This window comes from Paracidovorax sp. (assembly GCF_057642795.1).
Genome location: NZ_JBXYZY010000037.1, coordinates 264,610 through 282,992, shown reverse-complemented (window position 1 = coordinate 282,992; position 18,383 = coordinate 264,610). Strand labels below are relative to the sequence as shown.

General features: G+C 69.9%; 16 protein-coding genes. 2 read left to right on the top strand and 14 right to left on the bottom strand.

The genetic code is table 11. From position 1 onward, the window contains the following. Positions 1–34: 34 nt before the first annotated feature. Positions 35–1,069 carry an NAD(P)H-binding protein gene (locus AC3A84_RS15910; protein WP_487971001.1) on the bottom strand — a complete coding sequence of 345 codons (1,035 nt, stop codon included), beginning with the start codon at positions 1,067–1,069 and terminating at the stop codon, positions 35–37. Between the two features lie 91 nt (positions 1,070–1,160). Between AC3A84_RS15910 and AC3A84_RS15905 the strand changes: the two genes are divergently transcribed. Beyond that, the gene (locus tag AC3A84_RS15905; RefSeq protein WP_487971000.1) at positions 1,161–2,081 is read left to right on the top strand and encodes a LysR family transcriptional regulator; all 921 of its coding nucleotides are present in this window, start codon (positions 1,161–1,163) and stop codon (positions 2,079–2,081) included. A gap of 316 nt (positions 2,082–2,397) precedes the next feature. Here AC3A84_RS15905 and pip read toward each other — a convergent pair whose 3' ends face one another. Continuing rightward, on the bottom strand, positions 2,398–3,354 hold the full coding sequence (gene pip / locus AC3A84_RS15900; RefSeq protein WP_487970999.1) for a prolyl aminopeptidase: 957 nt from the start codon (positions 3,352–3,354) through the stop codon (positions 2,398–2,400). A gap of 50 nt (positions 3,355–3,404) precedes the next feature. After that, complete coding sequence (locus tag AC3A84_RS15895; protein ID WP_487970998.1) at positions 3,405–4,313, bottom strand: LysR family transcriptional regulator; 909 nt, start codon at positions 4,311–4,313, stop codon at positions 3,405–3,407. 99 nt (positions 4,314–4,412) lie between these two features. Here AC3A84_RS15895 and AC3A84_RS15890 point away from each other — a divergent pair, with 99 nt between their 5' ends. Further along, on the top strand, positions 4,413–5,447 hold the full coding sequence (locus AC3A84_RS15890) for a bile acid:sodium symporter family protein (RefSeq protein ID WP_487970997.1): 1,035 nt from the start codon (positions 4,413–4,415) through the stop codon (positions 5,445–5,447). Positions 5,448–5,489: 42 nt separating this feature from the next. On the opposite strand, the gene AC3A84_RS15885 is transcribed toward AC3A84_RS15890, so the two are convergent. The 11 genes from AC3A84_RS15885 to ileS all read right to left on the bottom strand — a co-directional run bounded on the left by AC3A84_RS15885 (position 5,490) and on the right by ileS (position 18,316). Beyond that, positions 5,490–6,554 carry an NAD(P)-dependent alcohol dehydrogenase gene (locus AC3A84_RS15885; protein ID WP_487970996.1) on the bottom strand — a complete coding sequence of 355 codons (1,065 nt, stop codon included), beginning with the start codon at positions 6,552–6,554 and terminating at the stop codon, positions 5,490–5,492. Positions 6,555–6,722: 168 nt separating this feature from the next. Then, positions 6,723–6,923, bottom strand: coding sequence for a hypothetical protein (locus AC3A84_RS15880; protein WP_487970995.1), 201 nt, complete (start codon positions 6,921–6,923; stop codon positions 6,723–6,725). Positions 6,924–7,098: 175 nt separating this feature from the next. Further along, the gene (locus AC3A84_RS15875; protein WP_487970994.1) at positions 7,099–8,766 is read right to left on the bottom strand and encodes a Na/Pi cotransporter family protein; all 1,668 of its coding nucleotides are present in this window, start codon (positions 8,764–8,766) and stop codon (positions 7,099–7,101) included. 361 nt (positions 8,767–9,127) lie between these two features. Beyond that, complete coding sequence (locus AC3A84_RS15870) at positions 9,128–9,970, bottom strand: phosphodiesterase (RefSeq protein WP_487970993.1); 843 nt, start codon at positions 9,968–9,970, stop codon at positions 9,128–9,130. Between the two features lie 3 nt (positions 9,971–9,973). Beyond that, positions 9,974–11,053: an ABC transporter ATP-binding protein gene (locus AC3A84_RS15865; protein ID WP_487970992.1), complete on the bottom strand. Its 1,080-nt coding sequence runs from the start codon at positions 11,051–11,053 to the stop codon at positions 9,974–9,976. After that, positions 11,043–11,840 (bottom strand): ABC transporter permease, encoded by a 798-nt coding sequence (locus AC3A84_RS15860; RefSeq protein ID WP_487970991.1) that lies wholly within the window; start codon positions 11,838–11,840, stop codon positions 11,043–11,045. Before AC3A84_RS15860 ends, AC3A84_RS15865 begins: the two co-directional genes overlap by 11 nt. Positions 11,841–11,852: 12 nt before the next feature. Continuing rightward, on the bottom strand, positions 11,853–12,677 hold the full coding sequence (locus AC3A84_RS15855) for an ABC transporter permease (protein WP_487970990.1): 825 nt from the start codon (positions 12,675–12,677) through the stop codon (positions 11,853–11,855). Beyond that, a complete protein-coding gene (locus AC3A84_RS15850) occupies positions 12,674–13,675 on the bottom strand; it encodes an ABC transporter substrate-binding protein (protein ID WP_487971060.1) in 1,002 nt (333 codons plus the stop codon). The genes AC3A84_RS15855 and AC3A84_RS15850 overlap by 4 nt, the downstream gene beginning before the upstream one ends. An 82-nt stretch (positions 13,676–13,757) precedes the next feature. Continuing rightward, complete coding sequence (locus tag AC3A84_RS15845; protein WP_487970989.1) at positions 13,758–14,765, bottom strand: LacI family DNA-binding transcriptional regulator; 1,008 nt, start codon at positions 14,763–14,765, stop codon at positions 13,758–13,760. A gap of 161 nt (positions 14,766–14,926) precedes the next feature. After that, positions 14,927–15,436: a signal peptidase II gene (gene lspA, locus AC3A84_RS15840; RefSeq protein WP_487970988.1), complete on the bottom strand. Its 510-nt coding sequence runs from the start codon at positions 15,434–15,436 to the stop codon at positions 14,927–14,929. Then, the gene (gene ileS / locus AC3A84_RS15835) at positions 15,437–18,316 is read right to left on the bottom strand and encodes an isoleucine--tRNA ligase (RefSeq protein ID WP_487970987.1); all 2,880 of its coding nucleotides are present in this window, start codon (positions 18,314–18,316) and stop codon (positions 15,437–15,439) included. Positions 18,317–18,383: the final 67 nt, after the last annotated feature.

Genomic DNA, 18,383 nt, shown 5'->3' with positions numbered 1-18,383 from the left:
AAGCGATCCCGGTAAAGCGGCGAGCCGGCCCCGCTCAGCAGCGCCCGTGCGGCGCCCGAAGACAGCCCAGTCCCTGCAGCGTGGTGCGCCCGGCCTCGTCCAGCAGCGTGTGCGGCTCCGCGCCCAGCACGCTGCGCAGCCGCTCGCCCCCAAGGCGCACGGGCTGGCGCCAGAGGTAGCGCATCTCGCGCATCTCCCACAGCGTGGGGACGAAGGGCGAGGCCAGCGTCACCAGCCACCACGGAAACGGCCGCACCGGGGGCACGGCGCTGTCGCCTTGCTGCACTGCCGCGCGCTGGATGGCGGCGGCCAACTGCGTGCCGTCCGCGTCCCAGTGGCCAGCCATATGGAAAGTGGCGAAGGCCGGCAGGCCGGCGCGCCGCTCCAGCAGCAGCGCCATGGTGCGCGCCACGTCGGGCAGGTAGGCCCACTGGTGGCCCGTGCCGGGCGCGGCGGGGTTGCGCACCACCGCCACCGGGCGGCCTGGGCGCACCAGCCCTTGTGCGAACCAGTTGTTGCCCGCCCGGGGCCCGAAGAAATCGCCGGCGCGCACGACGATCACACGGCAGCCGCGCTGCAGCGGGTGCTCCACCGTGGCCTGGCGCAGCCGGCGTTCCAGCTCCACACGGATCGCGCCCTTGCGCGTCAGGGGCTGCTGCGGCGCATCTTCATGCAGCGCGCCGAAGGCGCCCGGCCCGTAGTTGTAGACCGTGCCGGGCAGCACCACGGTGGCGCCTTCGGCCTGCGCGGCGGCGATGGTGTTGTCCACCATGGGCAGCACCAGCTCGTTCCAGCGGCGGTAGCCGGGCGGGTTCACCGCATGCACGATCACGGCGCAGCCGCGCGCGGCGGCCAGCACGTCGCCCCGCCGCATCGCATCGCCGCGCAGCCAGGTGATGCCCTCGCTCTGCCAGCGGGTGGTGCGTGCCGGCGCCCCCGGCGGCAGGCTGCGGCGCAGCGCGCGCACCTGCCAGCCCCGCTCGCGCAGCTGGCGCGCCACCTCGCCGCCGATGCCGCCCGTGGCCCCGAGGACCAGAACCGTTCTGCCGTCTGCCGTGTCGTCTGCCATGTCCGTGCTCCTGGAAGGAATGGCGCCAGTCTGGGTCTGCGGCGGTCAAAAGGAAATTGCCTAAAAAAGTGGGGCGGCTATACATTGGCGTATGGATTCGCCCCGTACCCACGACATCGGCTGGGAGCTGTACCGCTCTTGTCTCGCCGTGCTGCGCGAGGGCTCGCTCTCCGCGGCGGCCCGCGCCCTGGGCCTGACCCAGCCCACCATCGGCCGGCACATCGCGGCGCTGGAAGAGGCGCTGGGCCTGGTGCTCTTCACCCGCTCGCAGCAGGGCCTGCTGCCCACCGAGGCGGCGCTCGCGCTGCAGTCCCATGCCGAGGCCATGGGCCATGCGGCGGCGGCCCTGGTGCGCGCCGCCCATGCGCAGGGCGGCGGCGTGCGCGGCACGGTGCGCGTGAGCGCCAGCCACGTCATCGGCACCGAGGTGCTGCCGCCCGTGCTGGCGCGCCTGCAGGCCGACTACCCGGCGCTGACCGTGGAACTGGCGCTGAGCGACCGCATGCATGACCTGCTGCAGCGCGAGGCCGACATCGCCATCCGCATGACCGAGCCGCGCCAGGAGGCGCTGGTGGCGCGCCGCGTGGGTGCCGTCGATCTGGGCCTCCATGCCCACCCCGACTACCTGCGGCGCCAGGGCACCCCGCAGTCGCTGGCCGAACTCGAGGGGCACCGGCTGATCGGCTTCGATGCGGAGACGCCCTTCATCCGCTCGGCACGCCAGCGCTTCCCCGCCTGGCAGCGCGAGCGCTTCAGCCTGCGCAGCGACAGCGACCTGGCGCAGCTCGCCTGCATCCGCGCAGGACTGGGTCTGGGCATCTGCCAGACCGGGCTGGCACTGCGCGCGCCGGCCCTGGTGCGCGTACTGCCCGGGGATTTCGCCTGGGGTCTGGAGACCTGGGTGGTGATGCACGAGGACCTGCGCCACAGCCCGCGCTGCCGTGCGACCTTCGACGCGCTGGTGGCAGGCCTGCAGCGGTATCTGGCCGAGAGGGCGGGCGTGCCGGCATGAGGAGGGGCGAGGGAGACCTTTCCGGCGGGCGCTCGCGGCGGGTCTCGGGATGGCGCGAAACGAGGTGGTTGAAGGCCATGACCGTGCATGCCTGCAGGCCTTCCGCTGCCAGTGCCTTGCGCAGCGGCAGCCGCGCGCGCCACTGCGCATGCCAGGAACTGAGATCTGGCGGCCACGTCAAACGTGGATGTCGGCCCGGTAGGTGGGCACCAACCCGTGCGCTCGCCCGCAGACAGCTGCCGCCCATGAAATGGAGGGATCGCGTCCCGGGGCAGGACGCCATTGCATGGGTAGCTGTCTGCCGGACCGCCGCACACTAGAGCGCAGCGAAGCGGTCCGTCGCGTCCAGCAGGCGGCTCAGGATGCCGGGTTCGGTCCAGGCATGGCCGGCACCCTCGACCAGGTGGAACTCCGAACCGGGCCAGGCCTGATGCAGCGCGTACGCATAACGCGCCGGGCAGGGCATGTCGTAGCGGCCATGCACGATGACGCCCGGAATGCCGGACAGGCGATGGGCCTCGCGCAGCAGCTGGCCGTCTTCCAGCCAGGCGCCATGCATGAAATAGTGGTTCTCCAGCCGGGCGAAGGCCAGGGCGAAGTGGGCGTCGGCATGCTGGTCGTGATTGGCGGCGCTGGGCAGCAGCGTGATGGTCTCGCCCTCCCACAGGCTCCAGGCCAGGGCCGCTTCTTGTTGGCGGGCCAGGTCCGGGCCCGTCAGCAGCCGGTGGTAGGCCGCGATCATGTGACCGCGCTCGGCCGGCGGCACAGGTGCCTGGAAGCGTGCCCACTTTTCGGGAAACATCTCCGATACCCCGTACTGGTAGTACCAGTCCAGCTCGGCTTTGGTCACGGTGTAGACCCCGCGCAGCACCAATTCGCTCACGCGTTGCGGGTGCTTTTGTGCGTAGGCCAGTGCCAGGGTCGAGCCCCAGGAGCCCCCGAACACCAGCCAACGCTCGGTGCCGGGGCGCAACTGGCGCAGGGCCTCGATGTCATCCACCAGATGCCAGGTGGTGTTGGCCTCCAGCCCCGCGTGCGGTGTCGAGCGGCCGCAGCCGCGCTGGTCGAACAGCAGCAGGTCGTAGCGGGCCGGGTCGAACAGGCGCCGGTGCGCTGGCGAGATGCCGCCGCCTGGGCCGCCGTGCAGAAACACGGCCGGCTTGGCCCCGGGCGTTCCCACTCGCTCGTAGTACACGCAGTGGCCGTCGCCCACGTCGAGCAGGCCGGTCTCGTAGGGTTCGATGTCGGGGTAGAGCGCGCGGGTTTCGGACATGGCATGTGTCGGGGTAGGCAGGAGCCGAAAGTATCGCCGGGGCGAGCGGCTCAGCCGGTCGATAGGCCCTTGCGCTGCCGCGCCACCTCGCCCACCAGCTCCCACACGGCCTGGGCCATGGGCGCCAGCTCGCGGTGCCGGCGCCGGGCCAGCACGATCTCGCGGTCCACGCGCGGCACGAGCGGGCGCACGGCCAGGCGCGGCAGGCCTTCGGGCGGCACGGCCAGCGTAGGGATGACGGAGATGCCCAGGCCCGCATCGAGCATGCGGAAGATGGTGGTGGCATGGCCCACCTCCTGCGCCACGGTATGCGGCACGGCCTGCGCGGCCAGGGCCTGGTCGATCAGGCGGCGGCTGCCGGAGGCGTGGTCCAGCAGCACCAGCGATTCGCCGGCGAGGTCTGCCCAGCGCACGCGGGCCTTGGCCGCCAGCCGGTGGCCGGGCGGGCAGGCCAGGCAGAACGGGTCGGTCAGGATCGGCTCGCAGTGCAGGGCATCCCGGTCGCTGGGGTCGATGACCACGCCGAAATCCACTTCGCCCGAGAGCACGCTCGCCAGCACGTCGTTCTGGATGCGGTCGAGCAGCAGCAGCTCCACGCCCGGCAGCGAGTCGCGGCAGCGGGCGATGCATTCGGGCATGAGGTGGGCCGACAGCGTGGGGCTGCTGGCCACGCGCACGCGGCTGCGGCGCGCGCTGCCCATGCCGCGCACGTCCAGCAGCATGCCTTCGAGCTCGTCGAGCAGGCGCGGCAGGCGGGCTGCCAGGCTGCGGCCGGCCTCGGTCAGCTCGACCTCGCGGGTGGTACGGTGCAGCAGCTTCAGGCCCAGCTGCGCCTCCAGCTCGGTGATGGAGCGGCTCACGGCAGGCTGCGTCAGCCCCACCGCATCGCCCGCGCGGCTGAAGTTGCGGGTGGCGGCCACGGCCTGGAAAACATGCAGCTGGCGCAGGGTGACATTCATGCGCTGCGATCATAGAACCATCAGAAGAATCCATTTCACTTCTAGATGGCGGTGGGTTCCAATCGGCGCATTCCCATTCTTTCCGATCTGAGATACGCCATGGTCCGCCCCCGTTTCCTGCCCGACAACTACGTGCTGGCGCTGCTTTCCACCGTCGCGCTGGCCAGCGTGCTGCCGGCCTCCGGCATGGCCGCGCATGTGTTTGAAAACCTGACCGTCGCTGCCATCGCGCTGCTCTTCTTCCTGCACGGCGCCAAGCTCTCGCGCGAGGCCATCGTGGCGGGCCTGTCGCACTGGCGGCTGCACCTGCTGGTGATCGCCTGCACCTTCGTGCTGTTCCCGCTGCTGGGCTGGGCGCTGCGGCCGGTGCTGGAGCCGCTGGTCACGCCCGAGCTCTATGCCGGCGTGATCTATCTCTGCGTGCTGCCAGCCACGGTGCAGTCGGCCATCGCCTTCACCGCCATGGCGCGGGGCAACATGCCCGCGGCGATCTGCAGCGCATCGGCCTCCACGCTGCTGGGTATCTTCATCACGCCCGTCCTGGTCAATCTGCTGCTGCCGCAGATGGTGGCGGGCGCGGTCGGCGGGCAGCACCCGGGCGCGCTGGCCGGCATCGGCCGCATCATGCTGCAGCTGCTGGTGCCCTTTGTCGCCGGCCACCTGCTGCGGCCCTGGATCGGCGGCTTCGTCAAGCGCCGCGCCTCGGTGCTCAAGCTGGTGGACCAGGGCTCCATCCTGCTGGTGGTCTACACAGCTTTCAGCGCGGCGGTGATCGAAGGCCTGTGGCAGCAGATGCCGCTGAAGGCGTTGCTGGGCCTCTTCTTCGTGTGCGGCGTGATTCTGGCGCTGGCCATCACCTCGTCCACCCTGCTGGCGCGCCGGCTGGGTTTCTCGAAGGAAGACGAAATCACCATCGTCTTCTGCGGCTCCAAGAAGAGCCTGGCCAGCGGCGTGCCCATGGCCAACGTGCTGTTCGCCCCTCAGGCGGTGGGCGCCATGGTGCTGCCGCTGATGCTGTTCCACCAGATGCAGCTGATGATCTGCGCCGTGCTGGCCCAGCGCTATGCGCGCCGGCCACAGCCTGCCGCCGAGGGCGCCGTGCCGGTGGCGGCGGCTCCTGCGGCGAGGCCCTGAGCCGGGCCCTGTTTCCCGGTCCGCGCAGGCCCCGGGTGTCCTTCAGGCGGCTGCGCGCAGTGTCGCCATGTCGATCACGAAGCGGTAGCGCACGTCGCTGGTGAGCATGCGTTCGTAGGCGGTCTCGATCTGGTCCATGCGGATGGATTCGATGTCCGCCACGATGCCGTGCTGTGCGCAGAAGTCCAGCATCTCCTGCGTTTCGCGGATGCCGCCGATCAGCGAGCCCGCGAGGCGCCGGCGCTTCATGATCAGGCTGAACACGTTGGGTGAGGGGTGGGGGCTGGCCGGCGCGCCCACCAGCGACATGGTGCCGTCGAGCTTGAGCAGCGCGAGGAAGGCGTCCAGACCGTGCGGCGCGGCGACGGTGTTCACGATCAGGTCGAAGCTGTTGGCATGCGCGGCCATTTCATCGGCGTTCTTCGAGACCACGACTTCATGCGCACCCAGCCGCTTGGCGTCTTCGCGCTTGGAGTCCGAGGTGGTGAACAGCACCACGTGCGCACCCATCGCGGCGGCGATCTTCACGCCCATGTGGCCCAGGCCGCCCAGGCCCACGATGCCGACCTTCTTGCCCGGGCCGGCGTTCCACTGGCGCAGCGGCGAATAGGTGGTGATGCCCGCGCACAGCAGCGGCGCCACTTCGGCCAGCTGCGCCTCGGGGTGCGTGATGCGCAGCACGAAGCTCTCGCGCACCACGATGTGCGCCGAATAGCCGCCGAAGGTGTTCGCGCCCGTGCCCTGCTCGGGGCCGTTGTAGGTGCCGGTGAAGCCGTTGTCGCAGTACTGCTCCAGGCCTTGCTCGCAGGGGGCGCAGTGCTGGCAGCTGTCCACCATGCAGCCCACGCCCACGATGTCGCCGACGCTGAACCTCGTCACCTTCGGCCCCACCGCCGTCACGCGGCCCACGATCTCGTGGCCGGGCACGCTGGGGAACTGGGTGCCGGCCCACTCGCCGCGCACGGTGTGCAGGTCGGAGTGGCAGACGCCGCAAAAGAGGATGTCGATGGCGACGTCGCGGTCGGCGGGCGTGCGCCGCTCGATGGTGAGCGGGGCGAGCGGCGTGGTGGCGGACTGTGCGCCGTAGGCGAGGACGGAGTTGCTCATGGCGAAATAGGGAATGTTGTTGTGGATTGGGACACCACGTTAGCGGATGGGCGGCACGGGTGCAGCCCGCCGGCGCATCGACCACCGGCGGCCTGCGGACTCTGCCGGCGGGCGCCGCACGCGGGGCCGGGCCCTGTGCTATGGGGCCCGGGGGGCTCACGCTGCTGCCTACTTCTTCGGCGGCACTTCGTTGCGATGCTCGTTCGCCTCTTCCTCGCCGGGCGGCACCTCGAGGCGATCGTTGCGTACCTCTTTCATCAGCTTTTCGCCTTCGGCGTCGGTGCCGTCGAGCGGCACGTCGCGCTCCTGGGTGATTTCGGGCTCGTCGTGAGCGGTGGAGGCGGGAGGGGTGGATGGTGTGCTGGACATGGCTGCTCCTGAGGCAAGGTGGAAAGCCGGGACGGAAACCCCGAGGCGGCGCTGAACCATTCACGCGCCGCAGCGCGCCGGGGGCTTGTTCAGCGTCGCCTTAACTTGCGCCCATCTCCGCGCCAGATGGGGTAGGCGGGAGGCGCGGCTTGCCGCCCGTGTAGTTCAGCGGGCCTCAGATGGTGGGCCCGGCATCCTGAGAAGCGCCGGCCGTGCGCAGCCGGCTGGGCGCCAGGGCGCCCGCCGAATCCAGGATGGGATAGGCGATGGAGCAGATGTGCGAGTTGATGCGCTTCAATTCGCTGATGAGGTCGATGTGCAGCGAGCTGGTCTCCATGCTGTGGACGGTCTTGTCCGCCAGGCGTACGAGATGGGTGGCCGCGTAGGCGCGCTCCAGGTCACGGAAGCGGGCTTTCTCTTCCAGCAGCTTCTGTGCGTCGCGCACGTTGCCGTTGAGGAACACGCTCATGCCCAGGCGCAGGTTGCCCACCAGGCGCTGGTGCAGCTCGGTGATCTCGGCCATGCCGGCTTCGGAGAACTGGCGGCCCTTCTTGATCTTCTTGTCCTCGATGTCGATCAGCACGCGCTCGATCACGTCGCCCACCTGCTCCATGTTGATGGTGAAGCTGATGATGTCCGTCCAGCGCCGGCTTTCCTCCTCGCCCAGCGCCTCTCGGGAGATCTTGGTCAGGTAGTACTTGATGGACGAGTACAGCTCGTCCACCTCGTCGTCCATCTTGCGCAGCCGCTCGGCCAGCTGCAGATCATTGCGGCGGATCACGTCCATCACGCCGGCCAGCATGGTCTCGACCACGTCGGCCTGGTGGAGCGCCTCGCGCGTGGCGCAGGCGATGGCCAGCGACGGGGTGCTGAGCGCGGACGGGTCCAGGTGCTGAGGGCGGCGGCTCTGCGTGCCGGCCGGCTTGGGCAGCAGCCGCGTGACCCAGTGCGCCACCCATTGCGTGAAGGCGATGAAGCCCAGGCTGATGACCACGTTGAAGGCCAGGTGGAACAGCACCACACCCTGGGCCATGCCGGGCAGCAGCGGGTGGACGTGCCGTATCCAGAGGCCGGTGAAGGGCACCACCAGCAGCACGCCCATCAGCTTGAAGGCGAGGTTGCCCACGGTGACCTGGCGCACCTCGACCGCCGACTTGGCTGTGGTCAGCACCGCCAGCAGGCCGCTGCCCAGGTTGGCGCCCAGCACCAGGCCCAGCGCCACGTCCAGCGGGACCACATGGGAGGCGGCCATGGCCGAGATCAGCAGCACGATCGCGAGGCTGGAATAGGCCAGCACCGCCAGCAGCGCGCCCATGAAGACTTCGAGCACGATGTCGCTGTTGAGCGAGCCCAGCATGGCGCGGATGATGGGCGAGGCCAGCATGGGGCCGCTGGCCTGCACCACCATCTCCAGCGCCATCAGCATCAGGCCCAGGCCGATCAGCACGCGGCCCACGCGGCCGGCGGTGCTGGCCTGGCGCGTGATGAACAGCACCACGCCCACGAAGATGAAGAGCGGCGACAGCCACGACAGGTCGAACGAGAACAGCACCGACATGAGCGCCGTGCCCACGTCGGCCCCGCGCATCACGGCCAGCGCGGCGGGCAGGGTGATGAGGCCCTGGCCCACGAAGGACGAAGTCATCAGCGACGTGGCCGTGCTGGACTGCACCAGCGCCGTCACGCCCATGCCCGAGAGCGCGGCCGAGAAGCGGTTGCCCATGCTGCGCGCCAGCATGCTGCGCAGGTTGGCGCCGAACACGCGCAGCACGCCGGTACGCACCAGGTGCGTACCCCAGACGAGCAGCGCCACGGCTGCCAGCAGATTCAACAGATGCTTCATGGACGAAAGAACGGACCCGCCAAGCTACCAACCCTCCAACGGAGAATGCGACGCACGCCCATGCCCTGAAAGCGGGCCGGGCCATGGGTGCAGCATACTCCTGATTCGATAGCGCACCGCCCGCCAGCAGGGCGGGCTGGCGGCCGGGTGCGGCGATGGTGGTTCGGCCCGGGCCGGGGGAGGAATCATGCGCCTCCTGCGGGCGCGGCGGCGTAGTCCTGCGCCGATGAAGCCCCGGCCGAGGGCGGTGGCCAGTGTGGCGGCGTCGCTGGGCGGTTCGGTGGGCTGAAAGTGCTTGCAGCCGAGGTGGAGTGTTCGCCTATTGCTATGAAAAGGTGAGCATTTCACCGGCGTTCCCGCCTCAGTCGATCAGCTGCCCGCCATCGTGGAAGGGATGCGGCCCTTCGTGGCGCCCGCTCGCGGCCAGGTGCGAGACCAGCCGACCGCCGGCCGGCAGCGCATGCACGGCGTAGCCGGGCGGCTCCAGCGTCCAGGCCGAGGGCGCGTCGGGCGCCAGGTCCAGGCAGACCTGGTGGGCGGGCGAGGGCACGGTGAGCGCCACGCTGCCGCCGAAGCGCACCTGGATGCTGCGGTGCAGGTGGCCGCAGATCACGCGCTCCACGTTGGGGTGGCGGGCCACCAGGGCTTCGAGCGCTTCCGCGCCCTGCAGCAGGCCGATCTCGTCCATGTGGCCGATCAGCGTGCGAAAGGGCGGGTGGTGCATGGCGATGACCACTGGCCGGTCGCGGTGCGCATCGAGCTGCGCGGCCAGCCAGTCCAGCCGTTCGGCGCACAGGCTGCCTTCGCTCGCGCCGGGCACCACGGTGTCGAGCGCGATGAGCTGCATCGCGCCCACCGGCACGCTGTATTGCACGAAGCCTTCGGTGCCCAGCCACGCATGCTCGGGAAAGCTCGCGCGCAGCTGCTGGCGCTCGTCGTGGTTGCCGGGCAGCAGGTAGATGGGCAAGGGCGCGAGCGGTGCCAGCAGCTCGCGCAGGTGGTCGTATTCGGCGGCGCGGCCGAAGTCGGTCAGGTCGCCGGTGATGACCACGGCATCGGGCCGCTGCGGCAGGCGGCCGATGCTGGCCACGGCTTCGCGCAGATAGGGTGCGGTGTCGATGCGGCCATAGGCCAGGCGGCCGGGCTCGCGGATATGCAGGTCGGAAAGCTGCAGCAGGAGGGTGTGGGGTGCGTTGGCTGTCATGGGTCAGGCAGCGGCGTGGGCTTCGTCGTTCAGGGGCATGAGGCGGTGCGGGGCGATGCGGATGGCGACCGTGTCGCCGGCGCGGGCGGCATGGTCGCGGGCCACGTCGGCACGCAGCGGGGCCTGGCCGGCCACGTCCAGCGTGAGCTGCACGCGGTCGCCCAGAAAGCTGCGGTGCGTCACGTCGGCATGGCCCCAGCCGGGCTGGCCGAGCACGGTGGGTTCGACCTCCACGTCCTCCGGGCGCACCAGCCAGGCGTCGCAGGCCGGGCCGGGCGGCACGGGCAGTTCCAGCCCGCCCAGGTCGATGCAGCCTTGCCGCCCGGTGGTGGGCCGCGCGAGCCGGTTCACCCGGCCCAGGAACGAGGCGACGAAGGGGTGGGCGGGCGTTCGGTAGAGCGTCTCGCCGTCGCCCACCTGCACGATGCGGCCGGCCTGCATCACGGCCAGGCGGTCGGCGATGGCGAGGGCCTCCTGCTGGTCGTGCGTGACGTGGATGGCGGTGATGTGCAGGCGGCGCAGCAGCTCGGCCAGCTCGTCGCGCAGCGACTCCTTGAGCTTGGCGTCCAGCGCCGTGAGGGGCTCGTCCAGCAGCAGCACCCGCGGGCGCACGGCCACCGCGCGGGCCAGGGCCACGCGCTGGCGCTGGCCGCCGGAGAGCTCGGCCGGGCGGCGCTTTTCCAGGCCGGTGAGGCGCACCAGGTCGACCAGCTCGCCCACCGTGCGGCGGCGTTCGGCCTCGGGCACGCCGCGGATCTTCAGGCCATAGCCGATGTTGCCCTCCACCGTCATCTGCGGAAACAGCGCGTAGTGCTGGAACACCATGCCCACGCCGCGCCGCTCGATGGGCAGCTGCGTCACGTCGGTGCCGCCGAAGGCGATGCGGCTGCCGGCGTCGGGCGCCTCCAGCCCGGCGATCAGGCGCAGCAGCGTGGTCTTGCCGCAGCCGGAGGGGCCCAGCAGGGCCAGCACCTCGCCGGGCTCCACGGCCAGGTCGGTGGGATGCAGGCCGCGCGCGCCGCCGGCGTAGGTCTTGGCGCACTGGACGATGTCCACGCGCGTGCGTTCGAGTTCAATTGCCATGGTGTTTTTCGATGAAGTTGCCGACGGCCTGCAGGCCCCAGAGCACGGGCAGGATGACGAGCAGGAAAACGAGGGTGTAGGCCGAGCCGACCTCGATGCGCATGGAGGCATAGCTGTCGGCCAGCCCCACGGGCAGGGTGCGGGTGAGCGGGGTGTGCAGCATCCAGGTGAGGTTGAATTCGCCCACCGAGAGCGTGAACACCATCAGGCTGCCCGCCACGATGGCTGGCAGCACGGCGGGCACCAGCACGCCCAGGAAGCGCTGCGCAAAGCCTGCGCCCAGCGAGCGCGCGGCCTCTTCGAGCGAGCGCAGCTCGTCCTTCTGGAAGGCCGAGCCCACGGTGCGCACCATGAAGGGCAGGGTGAAGATCATGTGCCCGACCAGGATGAAGGCGAAGCTCTGGCGGAAGCTCGACAGCTGCCCGTAGGCCAGGATCAGCGCCAGCGCGCTGGCCAGGCCCGGCACCGCCACGGGCAGGGTCAGCAGCTCCTCGAAGAGCCGCGCCCAGCGCGAGCGGCTGCGCGCCAGCGCATAGGCGCAGGGCACGCCCAGCAGCAGGTTGCCCGCCACGCACAGCAGCGCGAGGGTGAGCGACCAGGTCACGGTGCTGCCGTAGTTCTCCCACACCTCGCCCAGCCAGCGCAGCGTGAGACCGCTGTGCAGGCCGACGCTGTAGTTGTTGACCAGCCCCGCCATCACCGAAAGGGCGATGGGCGCGGCCATGAAGAGGGCCACCAGGGCCGTAAGGGCCACCAGCGCCCAGGGCGCCTGCCTTGCGTTTCTCATCGTGGCGCTTTCTCAGAAGGCGGACGTGCCGGCCCAGCGGCGCGAGAGCCAGAGCACCAGCCAGGTGATGAGCCCCAGCGCGATCGACAGGCTGGCCGCCAGCGCGAAGTTGGCGTAGTTGGTGAATTCGTCGTAGATGGTGATGGGCAGCACCTCGAACTTGGCCGACAGCGTGAAGGCCGTGCCGAAGGCGCCCATGGCGGTGGCGAACACGATGGCGCCGCAGGCCAGCGTGGTGGGTGCGAGCGCGGGCATCCACACGTCGCGCGCCACGCGCCAGCGCGAAGCGCCGAGCGAGCGGGCGGCCTCTTCGAGCTGCGCCTCCATGGCGCCGGCCGCCGCCGTGTAGGTGGCGATGGCGCGCGGCAGCGAGAAGTAGAGGTAGGCCAGGAACAGGCCCAGCAGGCCGTAGGCGAAGGTCACGCGGCCCAGGCCCAGCGCATCGGTGAGCCCCGCCAGCGTACCCTGGCGCCCGCCCAGCAGGATCATGAAGAAGCCCACGATCACGCCGGGAAACGAGAGCGGCAGCGTCAGCAGCGACAGCAGCAGCTGCCGGCCGGGAAAGCGCTGGCGCGCCAGCGTGATGCCCACCAGTGCGCCCAGCACCAGCGTGGCCAGCGTGACGGCGAGCGACAGGCCCAGGGTCTGCAGCAGGCTCTGCAGGTAGCGGCCGTTCGTTACGACTGCGAAGTAGGTCGCCCAGCCCTGGCGCGCCGGCAGCGCCAGCAGCAGGGCCGTAGGCAGCAGCCAGAAGGCCGCGAAGAATGCCACGGCCGGCGCAGCGCAGGCGGCGAGCAGCCCGCGCGAGGGGGCGAAACCGCCGTGGCGTGCGCTCATTTCACTTCCTGCAGGTAGCGGTCGGAGAACGCCTTCTGCGCGGCGGCCATGCGGCCGTAGTCCACCGTCCTGGCGCGGGCGTATTCGCTGGCGGGCAGGAAGCGGGCCTGCACGTCGGCGGGCATGGCGGCGGCGCGCACCGGGCGCAGATAGGCCTTGGCCCAGATGGCCTGGCCTTCGTCGGAGAGCACGAAGTCCAGCACCTTCTTCGCGTCGGCGGCATGGGGCGCCTTGGCGACAAGGCCCATCACGTAGGGCACGGCCACCGTGCCTTCGGTGGGGATCACGAACTGCACGTTGGCGCCGTCCTTGTACTTGGCGCGGTAGGCGTTGAAGTCGTAGTCCAGCAGGATGGCGATCTCGCCCGAGAGCACGCGGGCGTAGGCGGTTTGCTTGGGCACGATGGGGTCGTTCTTCTGCAGCGCCTTGAAGTAGTCGATGCCGGGGCCGAAGTTCTCCAGCGTGCCGCCGCGCGCCTGGTTGGCCGCCACGGCACCCACATACCCCACGAAGGCCGAGGCCGGGTCCAGGTAGCCGATCAGGCCCTTGTATTCGGGCTTGAGCAGGTCGGCCCACGACTTCGGCACCGGCTTGCCCTTGAGGGCATCGACGTTGACCATGAAGCCCAGCGTGCCCGAGTGGATGGTGAACCAGTGGCCGGCCGGGTCCTTCATGCCATCGGGAATGTCCTGCCAGTGGGCGGGCTGGTAGGTGCCCAGCAGGCCGTCCTTCTGTGCCTGGATGGCGAAGGTGACGCCCAGGTAGGTCACGTCGGCCACGGGGCTGGCGCGTTCGGCGGAGAGCTGTGCCAGCGACTGGCCGGAGTTCTTGTTGTCGGGCGGCACGGTCACGCCTGTCTTGGCCTTGATGGCCTTGAGCTGCGTGCCCCAGTCGGCCCATTCGGGCGGGCAGTTGTAGCAGATGGCGGTCTGCGCCAGGGCGGCGGCAGCGCTGGCGGCCAGGCCCAGGGCCAGGGCCGTGTGGCGGGCGATACGCATCAAACGGTGTTGCATGGAAAGACTCCTGAAAGGGAAGGAACGGGAGAGCGGGAGAAACGGAGAAAAGGGGCGGCGCCAGGCGCTAGCGGCCCGCCATCGCGGCGGCGCAGGATTCACCTTCGCGGAATTGGTGTGGCAGCGTCAGGCTGGCCGCAGGCCGCAGGGGCGCGCCGCCGGGCTGCAGGGCCTGTACCAGCAGCTCCACGCTGCGGTGGCCGATGTCCGCATTGGGTTGGGCGATGGTGCTGAGTGTGGGCGTGAGGTCCTGCCCGAGCGCGATGCCGTCGAAGCCGGTGATGCTGATCTGCGAAGGCACGGCCAGGCCCGCCAGGTGCGCTGCGCGCAGGCTGCGGATGGCCAGCAGGTCGTTGGAGCAGACCAGCGCCGTGGGCCGCCCCGGCGCCTGCAGCCGCGCGGCGATCTCGCTGACGGCGGTCTCGACGAAGGGCACTTCCAGCACCGCGCCCGGGCCCAGCCCGGCCGCGGCCATGCCGCGCTGGAAGCCCCGGCAGCGCTGCTGCGCCCGGTCGGAGGCGGCCAGCTGCCCGCTCACCATGGCGATGCGCCGGTGGCCCAGGGCGGCCAGGCGCCCCACCAGATCGGCCACCGCCTGCTCGCTGTCCACCGAGACGCAGGGGTGGGCCGGATGGCGGTTGTAGGCCAGCACGTAGGGCAGGCCGGCGTCGGTCAGCCGCTGCAGCGCAGTCGACGTCTCGGGGCTGGAAACCACCAGCACCATGCCTTCGACATTGGCGGCGAGCAACTGCTGTACGGCCTGGTCTTCCTGATCCACGCGGTAGTCGGTGGTGCAGGGCAGGATGGCGTAGCCGGCCTGGGCCGCGGCGCGCGCGACGCCGCTGAAGGCTTCGGCGAACACCGGGTTCAGCAGGGTGGGCAGCACCACGCCGATCACGCGGCTGCGCTGGGTGCGCAGCGTGCGGGCGCTGGCATTGGGTAGGTAGCCGAGCTGGCGCGCCACCTCGCGCACCTGGTCGCGGGTGGCGGGCGTGACCTTGTCGGGCAGGTTGAAGACGCGCGAAACGGTGGCGACCGAAACGCCGGCCTGCCGTGCCACTTCCTGGATGCTCATGGGGCTGATGCCTTGTCTGCGAGGTGATGTAAACGTTTACATTGAAGCGCAGCGCTGTGACGCCCTCATGACATGGCGGGCGGCTCCGGCCCGGGCCGCGGACAAAAAAAAGGCCCGCGATCGGCGGGCCTGGGGCAGAGGGGAAGGGGCTCTCGGCGGCGTCAGCGCGACCGCTTGACCCGCAGCAGCTCATCGACGATGAGGCAGATGGCGCCCACCGTGATGGCCGCATCGGCCAGGTTGAAGGCCGGGAAGTGCCAGCCGCGCGCGTGCACGTCGAGGAAGTCCACCACGTAGCCGTGCATCATGCGGTCCACCACGTTGCCGATGGCGCCGCCCAGGATGCTGGAGAGCGCGAAGCAGAACAGCTTCTGCCCCGGATGGGCACGCAGCTGCCAGACGATGAAGAGCGCCGCCGCCACGCCGATGCCGGTGAAGGCCCAGCGCTGCCAGCCGCCCGCATCCGCCAGGAACGAGAACGCCGCTCCGGTGTTGTGCGCCCGCACGATGTTGAAGAAGTCGGTGACGTACGTGGCGTCGCCCAGCCGGTAGTAGCCCAGGATCAGCGTCTTGGTGAACTGGTCGGCCACCAGGATCAGCACGGCCCAGGCGAGCCAGGGCCAGATCGAGCCGCCTTTGGCGGACGCGGCGGAGGAGGAGGTGCGGGCCATTTATGCGTGCTCCCGGTGTTCACCGCTGCCGTAGAGATTGCTCACGCAACGGCCGCAGAGGGTGGGGTGCGCCGGGTCCTGGCCCACGTCGGCGCGGTAGTGCCAGCAGCGCTCGCACTTGGCGTCGGAACTGGCCTTCACGCCGATGGAAAGCGCGTCGCCTGCGACCAGTTCGATCGCGGAGGTGATGAACACGAACTTCAGGTCGTCGCCCAGGCTGGCCAGCAGGGCATGGTCTTCCGGCGCGGCGGTGAGCGTGAGGTTGGTCTGCAGTGACGAGCCCACCTGGCCGGTGGCGCGCAGCGCCTCGATCTCCTTGTTTACCACGTCGCGGATGGCGCGGATGCGCGTCCACTTGGCGGCCAGGCCCTCGTCGGCACCGGCGATGGGCTGGTAGGTCTCCAGGAAGATCGACTCGGAGCTGCCGAAGGTCTTCCAGGCCTCTTCGGCCGTGAAGGACAGGAAGGGCGCCATCCAGCGCAGCATGGCGTGCGTGATCTGGTGGAGCGCGGTCTGGGCACTGCGGCGCGCCAGGCTCTTGGGCGCGGTGGTGTAGAGCCGGTCCTTGAGCACGTCGAGGTAGAAGCCGCCCAGGTCTTCCGAGCAGTAGAGCTGCAGCTTGGCGACCACGGGGTGGAATTCATAGACCTGGTAGTGCGCCAGCAGATCGGCCTGGAATGCGGCCGCACGCGTCAGCGCGTAGCGGTCGATCTCCAGCATCTGGGGGAAGGGCACGGCGTCCGTGGCCGGGTCGAAGTCGCTGACGTTGGCCAGCAGGAAACGCAGCGTGTTGCGGATGCGGCGGTAGGCGTCCACCACGCGGGCGAGGATCTTGTCGTCGATGCCCAGGTCGCCCGAATAGTCGGTGGAGGCCACCCAGAGGCGGATGATCTCGGCGCCCAGCTTGCCGCTCACCTGCTGGGGCGAGACGGTGTTGCCCAGCGACTTGCTCATCTTCTTGCCCTGGCCGTCCACCGTGAAACCGTGCGTGAGCAGGCCGCGGTAGGGCGCGCGGCCGAAGATGGCGCTGGCCAGCAGCAGCGAGGAATGGAACCAGCCTCGGTGCTGGTCGTGGCCTTCCAGGTACAGGTCGGCCTCGGGGCCGCTGTCGTGGTGCATGCCGGCGTGGGTGCCGCGCAGCACGTGCCAGAAGGTGGAGCCGGAGTCGAACCACACCTCCAGGATGTCGGTGCTCTTGGTGTAATGGGTCGCGTCTTCGGCGCCCAGGATCTCTTCGGCCGTCACGCGGCTCCAGGCCTCGATGCCGCCGGCTTCGACGATGGTGGCCGCCTGGTCCATGATTTCCATGGTCCGCGGGTGCAGCTCGCCCGAATCCTTGTGCAAGAAGAACGGGATGGGAACGCCCCAGCTGCGCTGGCGCGAGATGCACCAGTCGGGCCGGCCGGCGATCATGTCGCGCAGGCGGGACTTGCCGTTCTCGGGGTAGAACTTCGTCTCCTCGATGGCGGCCAGCGCGATCTGGCGCAGCGTCTGCGCGGGCTTTTGGGCCGGATCGGTGAATACGCCTTCGCCCTCGTCCATGCGGACGAACCACTGCGCGGCGGCACGGTAGATCACCGGCGTCTTGTGGCGCCAGCAGTGCGGGTAGCTGTGCGTGATGTCCTTGGTGGCCATCAGGCGGCCGGCGTTCTTCAGCGCCTCGATCACGACCGGGACGGCCTTCCAGATGTGCAGGCCGCCGAAGAGGGGGAAGTCGGCCGCGTAGGTGCCGTTGCCCTGTACCGGGTTGAGGATTTCGTCCAGCGCCATGCCGTGGGCCACGCAGGAGTTGAAGTCGTCCAGGCCGTAGGCGGGCGACGAATGCACGATACCCGTGCCGTCGTCGGCGGTGGCGTAGTCGGCCAGATAGACCGGCGCGAGGCGCCGGTAGCCGTAGCTGCCGTCATCGCTGGCCACGTCGTAGAGCGGATGCTCGAACTCCAGCCCGGCGAGCTGCTTGCCGGCGGCGGTGGCGATCACGCTGCCCGTGAGGCCGTAGCGCTCCAGGCAGGCGGCCACCAGCGGCTCGGCCACCAGCAGGATGCGCTCGCCCGTGTCCACCAGCGCGTAGCTGATCTCGGGATTCAGGTTCAGCGCCTGGTTGGCGGGGATGGTCCAGGCGGTGGTAGTCCAGATGACGACGAAGGCGTCTTTCTCGAGCGCGGGCAGGCCGAAGGCCGCGGCCAGCCGGGCCTTGTCGTGCGCCTTGAAAGCCACGTCCAGCGTGGTGCTCTTCTTGTCCTGGTATTCGATCTCGAACTCGGCCAGCGAGGAGCCGCAGTCGAAGCACCAATAGACGGGTTTCAGGCCGCGATAGACGAAGCCGCGTTCCATCACCTTCTTGAGCGCGCGCAGTTCGCCGGCCTCGCTCGCGAAGTTCATGGTCTTGTAGGGGTGGTCCCATTCGCCCAGCACGCCCAGGCGCTGGAAGTCCACCAGTTGCTGGGCGATCTGCTCGGTGGCGAAGGCGCGGCCCTTGGCCTGCATCTCGTCGCGCGGCAGGTTGCGGCCATGCAGCTTCTCGATGGCATTCTCGATCGGCAGGCCGTGGCAGTCCCAGCCCGGGGCGTAGAGCGCGTCGAAGCCCTCCAGCTGGCGCGCCTTGGTGATCATGTCCTTGAGGATCTTGTTCACCGCGTGGCCGATGTGGATCTGGCCGTTGGCGTAGGGCGGGCCGTCGTGCAGGATGAACTTGGGCGCGCCGCGGCGGGCATCGCGCAGGCGCTTGTAGATGCCCTTTTCATCCCATTCCTGAACCCAGCCCGGCTCGCGCTTGGGCAGATCGCCGCGCATGGGGAAGGGCGTGTCGGGCAGGTTCAGCGTGGCGCGGTAATCCGTGCCGTTGGCGGGGGTGGAGGCGGTGGGGTTCTGTTCGGACATGGCAAGACCTGGGGAGCTTTCCGTGGCGGCGGCCCGGAAGGCGGGGAAAGAGGGGCGGGGCAGTGTG